Source organism: Fontimonas thermophila, from assembly GCF_900113085.1.
In the GTDB taxonomy this organism is placed as follows: domain Bacteria; phylum Pseudomonadota; class Gammaproteobacteria; order Nevskiales; family Nevskiaceae; genus Solimonas; species Solimonas thermophila.
In genome coordinates, this window is sequence record NZ_FOOC01000009.1 from 29,741 (window position 1) to 42,452 (window position 12,712).

The 12,712-nt window shown below is 66.5% G+C and carries 10 protein-coding genes and 1 pseudogene; 5 read left to right on the forward strand and 6 right to left on the reverse strand.

Annotated features, from left to right (window positions below; all coding sequences use genetic code 11):
* From BMZ48_RS09425 to BMZ48_RS09445, 5 genes and pseudogenes are all read left to right on the forward strand, one after another.
* A complete protein-coding gene (locus BMZ48_RS09425) occupies window positions 1–1,056 on the forward strand; it encodes a phosphotransferase (protein WP_091534308.1) in 1,056 nt (351 codons plus the stop codon).
* Window positions 1,057–1,075: 19 nt separating this feature from the next.
* Window positions 1,076–2,332 (forward strand): acyl-CoA dehydrogenase family protein, encoded by a 1,257-nt coding sequence (locus BMZ48_RS09430; protein WP_091534310.1) that lies wholly within the window; start codon window positions 1,076–1,078, stop codon window positions 2,330–2,332.
* The gene (locus tag BMZ48_RS09435) at window positions 2,329–3,327 is read left to right on the forward strand and encodes an NADP-dependent oxidoreductase (protein ID WP_091534312.1); all 999 of its coding nucleotides are present in this window, start codon (window positions 2,329–2,331) and stop codon (window positions 3,325–3,327) included. The genes BMZ48_RS09430 and BMZ48_RS09435 overlap by 4 nt, the downstream gene beginning before the upstream one ends.
* A 96-nt stretch (window positions 3,328–3,423) precedes the next feature.
* Complete coding sequence (locus tag BMZ48_RS09440) at window positions 3,424–4,449, forward strand: sensor domain-containing diguanylate cyclase (RefSeq protein WP_091534315.1); 1,026 nt, start codon at window positions 3,424–3,426, stop codon at window positions 4,447–4,449.
* 98 nt (window positions 4,450–4,547) lie between these two features.
* A pseudogene (locus BMZ48_RS09445) lies at window positions 4,548–5,872 on the forward strand (spinster family MFS transporter).
* A gap of 4 nt (window positions 5,873–5,876) precedes the next feature.
* On the opposite strand, the gene BMZ48_RS09450 reads toward BMZ48_RS09445, so the two are convergent.
* From BMZ48_RS09450 to BMZ48_RS09475, 6 genes are all read right to left on the reverse strand, one after another.
* Window positions 5,877–7,280: an LVIVD repeat-containing protein gene (locus BMZ48_RS09450; protein WP_143383671.1), complete on the reverse strand. Its 1,404-nt coding sequence runs from the start codon at window positions 7,278–7,280 to the stop codon at window positions 5,877–5,879.
* Window positions 7,281–7,322: 42 nt separating this feature from the next.
* Entirely contained in the window at window positions 7,323–7,973 is a 651-nt protein-coding gene (locus BMZ48_RS09455) for a DUF305 domain-containing protein (protein ID WP_091534318.1), read from the reverse strand.
* A gap of 12 nt (window positions 7,974–7,985) precedes the next feature.
* The gene (gene ppnN, locus BMZ48_RS09460) at window positions 7,986–9,356 is read right to left on the reverse strand and encodes a nucleotide 5'-monophosphate nucleosidase PpnN (protein WP_091534319.1); all 1,371 of its coding nucleotides are present in this window, start codon (window positions 9,354–9,356) and stop codon (window positions 7,986–7,988) included.
* A gap of 56 nt (window positions 9,357–9,412) precedes the next feature.
* Window positions 9,413–10,204, reverse strand: coding sequence for an MOSC domain-containing protein (locus BMZ48_RS09465; RefSeq protein WP_091534322.1), 792 nt, complete (start codon window positions 10,202–10,204; stop codon window positions 9,413–9,415).
* A 51-nt stretch (window positions 10,205–10,255) separates the two neighbouring features.
* Window positions 10,256–11,392: an acyl-CoA dehydrogenase family protein gene (locus BMZ48_RS09470; RefSeq protein ID WP_091534325.1), complete on the reverse strand. Its 1,137-nt coding sequence runs from the start codon at window positions 11,390–11,392 to the stop codon at window positions 10,256–10,258.
* A 78-nt stretch (window positions 11,393–11,470) separates the two neighbouring features.
* Complete coding sequence (locus BMZ48_RS09475) at window positions 11,471–12,670, reverse strand: acyl-CoA dehydrogenase family protein (RefSeq protein WP_091534327.1); 1,200 nt, start codon at window positions 12,668–12,670, stop codon at window positions 11,471–11,473.
* Window positions 12,671–12,712 lie beyond the last annotated feature (42 nt).

The window sequence follows — 12,712 nt, forward strand, 5'->3', positions numbered from 1 at the left end:
ATGAGCGCGACGATCCCGGTACAAGAACGCCACCGTTTCGACGTCGAAGCGCTCGCGCGCTATATGCGCACGCACGTCGAGGACTTTTCCGGCGACCTACGGGTCGAACAATTCAAGGGCGGCCAGTCCAACCCGACCTACAAGCTGATCACCCCCACGCGCTGCTACGTGCTGCGGCGCAAGCCGCCGGGCAAGCTGCTCGCTTCCGCGCATGCAGTCGATCGCGAATACCGCGTGATCCGCGCACTGGCGAACACCGACGTGCCGGTGGCGAAGGCGTATTGCCTGTGCGAGGACGACAGCGTCATCGGCACGCCGTTCTACATCATGGAGCACGTCGAGGGCCGCATCTTCTGGGATCCGGCCCTGCCCGGTCTTGCGCCGGCGATGCGCCGCGCGATGTTCGACGAAATGAACCGCGTGATCGCCGCGTTGCACCAGGTCGACTACGCAGCCATCGGCCTTGCCGACTTCGGCAAGCCCGGCAATTACTTCGCGCGCCAGATCAGCCGCTGGACCAAGCAGTACCGCGCCTCCGAGACCGAGCGCATCGATGCGATGGACCGGCTGATCGCCTGGCTGCCGGAACACATCCCGCCCGGCGATGAAACCACGATCGTCCACGGCGACTACCGGCTCGACAACATGATCTTCCATCCGAGCGAGCCGCGCGTGCTCGCGGTGCTGGACTGGGAGCTGTCGACGCTGGGCCATCCGCTCGCCGACTTTGCCTATCACTGCATGATCTGGCACATCCCCGCCGGCGTGTTCCGCGGCCTGGGGGGCGCCAAGCTCGCCGAGCTGGGTATCCCTGCGGAATCCGAGTACGTGCAACTGTACTGCAAGCGCACCGGGCGCGACGGCATCGACCCCAACCACTGGGACTTCTACATGGCCTACAACCTGTTCCGCCTCGCGGCGATCCTGCAGGGCATCGCCGGGCGCGTGAAGGAAGGCACGGCGGCGAGCGCGCAGGCCGCACAAATGGGGGCCGCGGCGCGACCGCTGGCCGAACTGGCCTGGGCCCAGGTCGAGAAAATCCTGGGCCGCCGCTGAACATCCGCTGGAGACGCCGATGATTTTCGAATACTCGCAGAAGACGCTCGACCTGATGCAGCGTCTCAACGCCTTCATGGATGCGCACATCTACCCCAACGAACGGCGCTTCTTCGAAGAGGTGGCCGCAGGCGACCGCTGGCAGCCGACACGCCTGATCGAAGAGCTCAAGGACAAGGCCCGCGCCGCCGGTCTGTGGAATCTGTTCCTGCCCGATTCGGAGTACGGCGCCGGCCTGACCAATCTCGAATACGCGCCGCTGTGCGAGATCATGGGCCGCGTGATCTGGGCGCCGGAGGTGTTCAACTGCTCGGCTCCGGACACCGGCAACATGGAAGTGCTGGTGCGCTACGGCACCCCCGAACAAAAAGAACGCTGGCTCAAGCCCCTGCTCGAGGGCCGCATCCGCTCGGCCTTTGCGATGACCGAACCCGACGTCGCCTCGTCCGATGCGACCAACATCGCCTGCTCGATCCGCCGCGAGGGCGACGAATACGTGATCAACGGCCGCAAGTGGTGGATCTCGGGCGCCAACGATCCGCGCTGCCAGCTGTTCATCGTCATGGGCAAGACCGACCCGAACCATCCGGACCGGCACAAGCAGCAGTCGATGATTCTGGTGCCGCGCGACACGCCCGGCGTGAACATCCTGCGGCATCTGCCGGTGTTCGGCTACGACGATGCGCCGCACGGCCATGCCGAGATCGTGTTCGATCACGTGCGCGTGCCGGCCTCGAACATCCTGCTCGGCGAAGGCCGTGGCTTCGAGATCGCCCAGGGGCGGCTCGGCCCCGGCCGCATCCACCATTGCATGCGGCTGATCGGGCTGGCCGAGCGCACGCTCGAAAAAATGTGCAAGCGCGCGCTCGCGCGCGTGGCCTTCGGCAAGCCGGTCGCGGCCCAGACGGTCACGCTGGAGCGCATCGCGGAAAGCCGCATCCTGATCGATTCCGCGCGCCTGCTCACGCTCAAGGCCGCGCACATGATGGACACCGTCGGTAACAAGGCGGCGGCCAAGGAGATCGCGATGATCAAGGTCGCGGCGCCGAACATGGCCTGTCAGGTCATCGACTGGGCCATCCAGGCCCACGGCGGCGGCGGCGTCACCGACGACTTCGGCCTCGCCTATGCCTATGCGCAGGCGCGCACGCTGCGCCTCGCCGACGGTCCGGACGAGGTGCACCGCAACGCCATCGGCAAGCTGGAGCTGGCCCGCTATGTCTCCAAGGAGGCCGTGCAGGCCTATCTGTCCGGCAGCCGGGGGACGCGCACATGAACGTCAACCGCCAGTTCCGGCTCGCCCGGCGGCCGCAGGGCATGGTCAAACGCGAGGACTTCGCGTTCGTACGCGGACCGGTCCCGGAACCGGGCGACGGCGAGTTTCTGGTCCGCATCGCCTACATCTCGCTGGATCCGGCGATGCGCGGCTGGATGAACGAGGGCAAATCCTATGTGCCGCCGGTGGGCCTGGGCGAGGTGATGCGCGCCGGCGCGGTGGGTGAAATCGTAAAGTCGAAGCATCCGAAATTCGCCGTCGGCGAGCACGTCGTCGGCCTGTTCGGCGTGCAGGACTACGCCGTCTCCACGGGCAAGGGCGTGACCCGCGTCGATCCCACGCTCGCGCCGCTGCCGGTGTATCTCGGCACGCTGGGGATGCCCGGCATGACCGCCTACTTCGGCCTGCTCGAAGTGGGCAAGCCCAGGGCCGGCGACACCGTCGTCGTCTCCGCCGCCGCCGGCGCGGTCGGCCAGGTCGTCGGCCAGATCGCCAGAATCAAGGGCTGCCGCGCGATCGGCATCGCCGGCGGACCGGAGAAGTGCCGCTACGTCACGGACACGCTCGGCTTCGACGCCTGCATCGACTACAAGCACGCGGATGTGAAAAAAGCGCTCAAACAGCATTGCCCGCAGGGCATTAATGTCTACTTCGACAACGTCGGGGGTGAAATCCTCGACATCGTGCTCACCCAGCTCGCGATGCACGCACGCATCGTCATCTGTGGCGCGATTTCGCAGTACAACGCCACCACTGCGGTGAAGGGGCCGAGCAACTACCTGTCGCTGCTGGTAAACCGCGCGAGCATGACCGGCATGGTCGTGTTCGACTGGGCCGACCGCTACGCCGAGGCCACACGCGAACTGGCCGGCTGGCTCACCAGCGGGCGGCTCAAAACCCGCGAGGACATCGCCGAGGGCCTCGAGCAGTTCCCCGAAGTGCTGCTCAAGCTGTTCAAGGGCGAAAACATCGGCAAGCTGGTGCTCAAACCCTGAACCTGCCGCGGCACGAACTGCCGCTCGGCGACGCCGCACCGACCGCTGATCCGCAGACGTGGACGCGACTCCGACTCCCACCTACGATCTGCGGCGATGGACAATGTTCTGCGCCAGTTTGCCGAGTCCGTGTCCACCGCCAGCAATCTGGAGGCGCTCACGCGCCCGCTGCTCGAGCTGCTGGAGACGATCACCGGCATGGAGTCCACCTATCTGACGACGATCGACACCCAGGCCGGTGTCCAGCACATCCTGTATGCGCGCAACACACGCCGGATGCAGATCCCCGAGGGCTTGTCGGTCCCCTGGCACGATACGCTGTGCAAGCGCGCGCTCGAGGAAGGCCGTCCGTACACCGACGACGTCGGCGCCTGCTGGGGCGACTCGCAGGCCGCGCGCGTACTGGGCATCCGCACCTACTTGAGCCAGCCGGTGCGGACCGGCGACCAGCAGGTGTTCGGTACCCTGTGCGCCGCCAGCGAAACCCCCATCCCGCTCAAGCCCGAGACGACCCGCTGGCTCGCGCTGTTCGCCCATCTGATCGGCTTGCAGGTCGACCGTGAACGGCTGCTCGAAAAACTCCGCCGCACCAATGCCGAACTGGCCTCGCTGTCGCTGACCGACCCGCTCACCGGCCTGGCCAACCGGCGCGCGCTCATCCAGGCGCTGACACGTGCGCTCGCCAGCGCCGAACGCGAGGCCCGCGGCCTCGACGTGATCTTCATCGACCTCGACGGCTTCAAGGCGATCAACGATCGTCACGGCCACGAGATCGGCGATTGCTTCCTCGCCGAAGTCGCGCAGCGGCTGCAACGCGGGCTGCGCGCGGGCGATTTCATCGCCCGCTATGGGGGTGACGAGTTCGTCGTGGTCGCGATGGCGACAGGAGAACCCGAGGAACTGCGCCAGCGCATCGAAAGCCTGATTGCCGGCACCTACAGCTGCCACGACGTGCGTTTCGAATATGCCGGTGCCAGCGTCGGCGGCGTGCGCGCCACGCCCGGCGAGCGCGATCCGCACGCACTGCTCGCGCGGGCCGACGCGGCGATGTATGCCATCAAGCAGCAAAGGCGGCGCGAACGGGCCGCCGGGCCGCCGCCGGCGGTCATGCGGCCCGCATAACGGCGGGCCGCGCCCCCTCGCCGCCGACTGCGCCACGGCGCGTACAATCCATGAAGACACGCGCCGATCGGCGCTGCGCCGTCACTGGGGGAGAACCAATGTCGCATCCGAGCGGCCATCCGGCATCACTGGCGTACCCGTGGTTCGTCGTCGCGATCTTGATGATCGCCTACGTGTTCTCGTTCGTGGACCGGCAGATCCTCAACCTGCTGGTCGGGCCGATCCGGGCGGACCTGGGCATCAGCGACACACAGATGAGTCTGCTGATGGGTTTTTCGTTTGCGATCTTCTACACCATTCTTGGCATTCCGCTCGCGCGCATCGCCGATTCGAGAAGCCGCCGCGGCTTGATCGTCGCCGGCCTCGTCGTCTGGAGTGCGATGACCGCGTTCTGCGGCCTGGCCAGGCACTACTGGCAGTTGCTGCTGTTCCGTATCGGCGTCGGTGTCGGCGAGGCAGCGCTGTCGCCGGCGGCGTACTCGATGATCGCCGACTACTTTCCGCCCGAGCGTCGCTCGACGGCGATGAGTGTGTACTCGATGGGCATCTTCCTCGGTTCCGGCCTTGCGTTTCTCGTCGGCGGCCTGGTCGTGCAGTACAGCGTCGCGCAGGGGATCGTCGTACTGCCGCTGCTCGGCGAGATCCGGCCGTGGCAGACCGTATTCCTGATCCTCGGTGTCGCCGGCGTGCTGTTCAGCTTCGCCTTCCTGTTGGTGCGCGAGCCGCCGCGCCAGGGCGTCGTCGCCGGGCAGGACAGCCTGCCGTTTTCCGAGGTGGTGTCGTATCTGTGGGCCCACCGGCGGGCCGTGCTGAGCCACAACGTCGGCTTTGCGATGTTGGCGCTGTGCTCCTATGGCACCACGGCGTGGATCCCGACCTACTTCGTCCGCTCACACGGCTGGACGGCGGCCGAGATCGGCATCGTCTTTGGCCTTGAGGTCCTGGTTTTCGCGAGCGCCGGCATCATCATCGGCGGCCGCATCGCCGACCGCTGGATCAGGCAGGGCCACAGCGACGCGGCGCTGCGTGTCGGCGTGCTCGCCGGCCTCATCACCCTGATCGGCGGGGCTGGCTATCTGCTCGCGCCGAGCGGCACGATTGCCGCGGTCGCGCTGGTGGTGCCGGTGTTCGGACTGGCGATGCCGTTTGGCGCCGCCCCGGCGGCGTTGCAGGAAATCGTGCCCAATCGCATGCGCGGCCAGACCACGGCGGTGTATCTGTTCATGACCAACATGATCGGGCTCGGCATCGCCCGACCGCGATCGCGCTGATCACCGACTATGTGTTTGCCAATGACCACGCGCTGCGCTGGTCGATGTTGATCGTCGGTGGCGCATCGTGCCTGGCGTCGATCGTCTTCCTGCGCGCAGGCATGGCGCCGTTTCGCGCCGCCATCGCGGGGCTGCGTCCGCAGCCGACGTGAGCGCTCACCAGACGCCGTTGGTCACGCGCACGACATAAAAACCGCTGTAGCCGTCGGAATACCAGATTTCCTTGCGCTCCGGCGCGAACGCCGGGCTCGACATCGCCCAGTTGCTGGCTTCGAACCCCGGCGTGATGCGCGGATTCACCGGCGCGTTGAAATACGCGATCTCGCGCGGACGGCGCGGATCGCGGATGTCAAAGATGCGCAACCCCGAGATGATCATGCTGCACGCCGCGATGTCGGGGTTCACCCGGGTCGGGACGTTGCAGTAATGCCCGGCATATCCCTGCACCGGCAACTGCGCGCCGGGGTCATCGGCGATCCGCGCGCGGTTCTCCGGCTCGTGCACCTCCAGCCGCAGGTTCGAGACGATCACCGGGCGCGTCTCGTCGCTGATGTCGATGATGCGCCCGGCGCCGACGATCGCGCCATGCGCGGCGACGCTGCCGCCCGGAGCGTTGGACGAATACTCGTCGATCTCCAGCAGATACGGCCTGCCGTCGCGTGTGAACGGAATCGCGTTCTGCGGAATGGTCTGGTTGTCCCAGGACAGCCGGCTGATTTCACGTACCTGCGGATTGGGCTTGCGCGCCTGGATCTCGGAGACATCGAGGATCAGCACGCCATTGCCGTTGCCGGCGGCCACGTAGGCACGGTTGCCGTCGTTGCTGATCGACAGACCGTGCGAGGTGTAATTGCCGGTCCACAGCGGCCGGATGGCGAGCGGATTGGAGATGTCCACGGCGGTGAGCGTAGGCGTACCCGGCGATGCGGAATAAAACGTCTTGCCGTCCGGCGCCATGCCACTCTCGTGACCCAGAAAGCCCACCGGCGCCGAGGCCCGCAATTGCGGATAGCGGCAGTCCTCAGAGATGTCGTAAACATCGACGATGCCCGGATAGAACGCCGGATTGCCCATGACCGCGGCGAGCACCCCCGCCTCCTGCGATAGCACCAGCGACTCGTGCGGAGACAGCATCGCCGGCGTCGTCAGCCGCGCCGTCAGCACCGGCTGCGCCGGGTTGCTCATGTCCAGCACATTGATTCCCGCGTTGGCATCGAGCACGTTGGTCGGGAACAGCAACGTGGTGTCGTAATACGCGCATTCGCGCCCGGCCCGGTCGATATAGCGCTCCACCTTGAACCCGCCGACGGTCCCGATCGCATTGGGCACGACGTACTGGCCGACGAGTTCGGTGTTGCAGGTATAGCCCTGCGCAGCGCGGCCGCTGGCGTGATCCTCGGCACTGACCCGCCCCTGCAAGTCGGTTTCCGGGCGTGAACCCGGACCGCACTGCGCCTTGGGCGTGGGCCCTGCCAGCGGCGGCGCACCCGGTGTGGTGCCATCGCCACAACCGGCGAGCACGCCGGCGACGAGTGCCAGGAATGACAGCGCAAACCTCATGGTGTCTCTCCTCCGGGGATGACCGCAGTATACCGGCCCCAATCAGTCGGCCCGAGGGGCCTCGAGCGCGGCGAGCATCGAGGCGATCAGCCGCAGCTCGTGCGACTGCTCGATGACGACGCGGTTTGCCAGCGCACGCACGGCGGGAACGCGTGCGTGCTGCGCGGCGAACATCGCCATTGGCAGACCGCCTTCGTGATGCGCGCGCATCAGGCGCAGGAACAGCGCATCGCGGGCCTGCCCCTCCAGGCGGCGCAGCTCGGCGAGCTCGGCCTCGGTGGCCAGCCCGACCATCCCCGCTGGTGCATTGCGACAATCGAGCAGGTACTGGGTGAGCGCCGGATCCAGGGGGGCATCGGCGAGCAGCATCCAGTCCATGCCCGGCTTGTCCGGCAGCAACGGCTGCTGCCACAACTCGAGCCAGCCGCGCATCTGACCCAGCTCGAGCAACTGCGTATAGGCGATGCTCTGTGCGAGTCTCGCAAGCGAGGTCGGCCGCCCATCGAGCAGCATCTGCGCCATGCCGATGGCCTGCTGGTGGTGCAGCGCCATCGACTGTGCAAACCCGATGTCGATGGCACTGGGCTGAGGCATGCCTGCCGATGGGGGAAGCCATGACCGCAGAACCAGCGCGGCAGCGGCGAGCAGCGCACCGCCGACGATCGCACCAACGACGATGTGCGCAGGCTTCATCGCACGCGGCCTTCAGCGCACGAGACGGTAGCAGGGTTCGTAGCGCTTGCCCGGCAGCTTCATGCGCTGCTGCGCGACGAAATCCGCAAGCAGCATATCCATCGCCGCGAGAATCTCACCGTCGCCGCGGATCTCGAAGGGGCCGTGCGTCTCGACCGCGCGGATGCCGTCTTCCTTGACGTTGCCAGCGACCACGCCGGAGAAAGCGCGGCGCAAATGCGCCGCCAGGCGATCAGGCGGCTGGTCTTTGTGCAGGTCGAGCGTCGCCATGCTCTCGTGGGTCGGCACGAACGGCTGCTGGAAATCGCGATCGATCTTGAGCATCCAGTTGAAGTGATAGGCATCGTTGCGCCGTGCGCGAAACGCCCGCACACGCTCGATGCCGGCGCGCATCTCGCGCGCGACCTGCGGCGGGTCATCGATGATGATGCGGTAGCGGCGCTGTGCCGATGCGCCCAGCGTGTCGGCGATGAACGCGTCGATGCGCGCAAAATAATCGCGCGCCGACGTAGGTCCGGTCAGGATCAACGGAAAAGGAATCTCGGCGTTGTCGGGGTGCAGCAGGATGCCGAGCAGATACAGGATTTCCTCCATCGTGCCCACTCCGCCCGGGAACACGACGATGCCATGCGCCAGGCGCACGAAGGCTTCGAGCCGCTTTTCGATGTCCGGCATGATCACCAGGGCGTTGACGATCGGGTTGGGCGCCTCGGCGGCGATGATGCCCGGCTCGGTGATCCCCAGATACTGCCCGCCGACGATGCGCTGCTTGGCGTGACCGATGGTTGCACCTTTCATCGGTCCTTTCATCGCACCGGGTCCGCAGCCGGTGCCGATGTCCATGCCGCGCAGGCCGAGCTGATAGCCGACTTCCTTGCTGTAGTCGTATTCTTCGCGCGGAATCGAGTGCCCACCCCAGCAGACCACCAGGCGCGGCTGCGTCGTCGGCCGCAGCACGCCGGCGTTGCGCAGGATGTGGAACACCGCATCGGTCGTACCTTCGGACGTGTCCAGATCGAAGGCCGGATTGCCGATGATTCTCTCGCTGACGTAGAGAATGTCGCGCAGCACTGCAAACACATGTTCGCGGATGCCCTGGATCATCTCGCCATCGACGAAAGCCTCTGCCGGAGCATTGCGCAGCGCAAGCTGTACCCCGCGCTGTACCGGCACCACGCGGATGTCGAAATCGGGATAGCGCTCGAGCAGCTCTTTGCCATCGTCGAGGTCGGTGCCGCTGTTGAGCACGGCGAGCGTGCAACTGCGGAACAGCCGGTACAGCTCGCCCTGGCTGGCGTCGAGCAGCTTGCCGACCTCGGCGCGCGACAACACGGACAGGCTGCCCTTGGGAGAAATGACGGCATCGACGACGGCAGGACGCATGGGCTTTCCGGATTCGCAAGAAGGCGTGATTCTATGCGCGTGCCGCGCAGCCGGAATCACGCCAGTACGGTTACGGCATCGCCGGTCTGCAGCCATCCGCCGCCGCGCGCGATCAGGTTCTGCCCGAACGTGACCCCACCCGTAGGCCCGCGCCGGTACGTCGCCAGTGTGCGCAAAGGCTCGCCGCGCGGATCGAGCGTCCCGGTCTCGGGCATCACCGTCGTGAATCCACAGCGCACGCACGGCTTGACGACCTCGAACTCGAGGGCACCGATGCGGATACGGGTCCAGTGGTCCTCGGCATGCGCCTCGGTTCCGGAAACGACGAGATTGGGCCGGAATCGCAGCATCGGTACCGGCACGTCAAGCCGCGCGTTGAGCGCATCGAGTGAAGCCGTGCTGATCAGCAGTAACGGGAATGCATCGGCAAAGCTCACCTCGTCGCCGGGCCTGCCATGAGCCGGATCGACCGGCCTGCGCGCGGCCTCGTCCATGTACACGAGGCGGCACGGACGACCGAGCACTTCGCGGATCCACGCATTGGCCTCGGCACAGGCCGCGCGCGCCTCGACAAGGTCGCGCCAGATCGTGACCGTCTCGCGCCGCGACACCGGATAGGCGAGCACCGGCGGCATTCCCGGCGCATCGAGCCGCAGCGCTTCACCCTGCGGTTCGGCACGCACCCGCACCAGATAAGGCTCCGTGCGCCCGGTGATGAACGCGCCCGATTCATCGACGACCATCCAGCGGCGATCGCCGGCAAGCCCACGCGCAGTCACCTGCACACGCTCGACGGCGAGCGGCGCGCCGGACTTCAGCGGAAAAACGTAAATCGCCGACAGCCACATCGGATCTGCACCGCATCGGCCCGCATCAGATCTGATGCCGTGCGCACCGCATCATGCTTCCAGGTATTCACCAAAACGCCCGAGGTGATGATCGACATCGCCGAAGGCGAGCGCCAGCATCGTCAGGCGCTTGAAGTAATGGCTGATGGCGAGTTCGTTGGTGACGCCGATGCCGCCGTGCAGTTGCACCGCCTGTTGTCCGACATAGCGGGCAGCCTGGCCGACCAGCACCTTGGCGGCGGATAGGACGCGCCGGCGCTCATTGCGCGGCGCATCGAGCTTGGCGGCGGCCAGATACGCCATCGACCGCGCCTGCTCGGCATGCACATACATGTCCACGGCGCGGTGCTGCAAAACCTGAAAGCTGCCGATCGGCACGCCGAACTGCTTGCGCGTCTTCAGATAGGCGGTGGTCTGCTCGATGGCCGCCTGCATCGCACCGACGGCTTCCGCGCAGACCGCGGCAATCCCGCGATCGATCGCTTTTTCCAGCGGCGCCAGGCCCTCGTCCTGCACCCCGATCAAGGCCTCGGCATCGACGCGCACGCCGCTGAGCGTGATCTCGGCGGCGCGCAAACCATCCTGCGTCGGATAGCCGTGCCGGACAACCCCGGGCGCGCGCGCATCGACGAGAAACAGCGAGATGCCGTGCGCATCGGCCACGGCACCGGCGGTGCGTGCCGAGACGATCAGTTGATCGGCAGCGTCGCCATGCCAGACCACGGCCTTGTGCCCGTCGAGCACCCAGCCATCGCCTTGCTTTTTCGCCGTCGTCGAGACGTGGTTCGGCGCATAGCGGGCAGCCGGCTCGCCGTAGGCGAGTGCGAGCAGCCGCTCGCCGCGCGCCACCGCCGGCAGCACCTGGGCACGCTGCGCATCAGATCCGGCATCGGCGATCACACCGGCGCCGAGTACGACGGTGGCGAGATAGGGTTCGACGACCAGGGCGTGCCCGAACGCCTCCATCACCAGCAGCGTGTCGAAGGCATCGCCGCCGAATCCGTCATACGCATCCGGCAATGCGATGCCGAGCGCACCGAGCTCGGCCAACTGCTGCCACACCGCGCGGCTCCAGCCGGATTCGGTGCGCACGATCGCGCAACGCGCGTCGAAGTCGTACGCCTCGCGCAGGTAGCGCATGAGACTGTCGCGGAATTGTTGCTGCTCGTCGCTGAAATTGAAGTCCATGGCCGATGTTTCCGTTGAGGTCGTCCCCCGGCGCGCCGGGTCATGCCCGCATGCGCCGGCGCATGCAGGCGCAACCGTTCAGAAGCCGAGCATCATCTTGGCGATGATGTTGCGCTGGATCTCGTTGGAGCCGCCGTAGATCGTGGTCTTGCGCATGTTGAAGTAAAGCCCGGTATGCGCCACACCGTACTCGGGTCCGACGATGGGCCCGTCGTAGCCCGCGTCGAGCGCAGCGGGCTGGTACGGCGCCGCATAGGGCCCGAGCGCCAGCATCAGCAGCTCGGAGAGCGTCTGCTGGATTTCCGAGCCGCGGATCTTCAGCAGCGAGGCCTCCGGCCCCGGTGCCTTTTTCTCCATTTCCGCGGCGATCACGCGCAGCGTCGTGACCTCCAGCGCCATCAATTCGATCTCGACCTGGGCGATGCGGTCACGAAAGCGCGGATCGTCGATCAGCCGGCCGCCGCCGCAGGCCCGCTCGCGGGCCGCAATCGCTTTCAGGCGCTTGAGCCAGCGCTTGGAGCGACCGACCTCGGCGATCCCGGTACGCTCGTGCGCGAGCAGGAACTTGGCATAGGTCCAACCCTTGTTTTCCTCGCCGATGCGGTTGGCCACCGGTACTTCGACGTTGTCGAAGAACACCTCGTTCACTTCGTGCTCACCGTCGAGCATGATGATCGGGCGCACGCTGATGCCAGGCGATTTCATATCGATCAGCAGGAACGAGATTCCCTCCTGCTTGCGCGCCTGCGGATCGGTGCGCACGAGGCAGAACATCCAGTCCGCATACTGGGCCAGCGTGGTCCAGGTTTTCTGGCCGTTGACGATGTACACATCGCCGCGGCGTTCGGCGCGCGTTTTCAGCGATGCCAGATCCGAACCCGAACCCGGCTCGGAATAGCCCTGGCACCACCAATGCTCGCCGGAGAGGATGCGCGGCAGAAAATACGCCTGCTGCGCCGGCGTGCCAAAGGCCATGATCACCGGGCCGACCATGACCAGGCCGAAGGGCATCAGCGCCGGCGCCCCGGCATCGGCGCATTCTTCGTGGAAGATGTGCTGCTGCACGGCATTCCAGCCCGCGCCGCCGAAGGCCTTGGGCCAGTGCGGCGCCACCCAACCCTGCCGGTAGAGGATGCGATGCCAGCGCAGATAATCCTCCTTGGTCATCCGCCGGCCTTCGAGCACCTTGGCGCGCAGATCGGCCGGCAAGTGCGCATCGATGAAGGCGCGCACCTCGGCGCGGAAGCTTTGCTCCTCGGGCGTGAAATTCAGATCCATGCCGCACTCCGATCGAATCGCTTTGCCGGCAGCTTAGGGAGG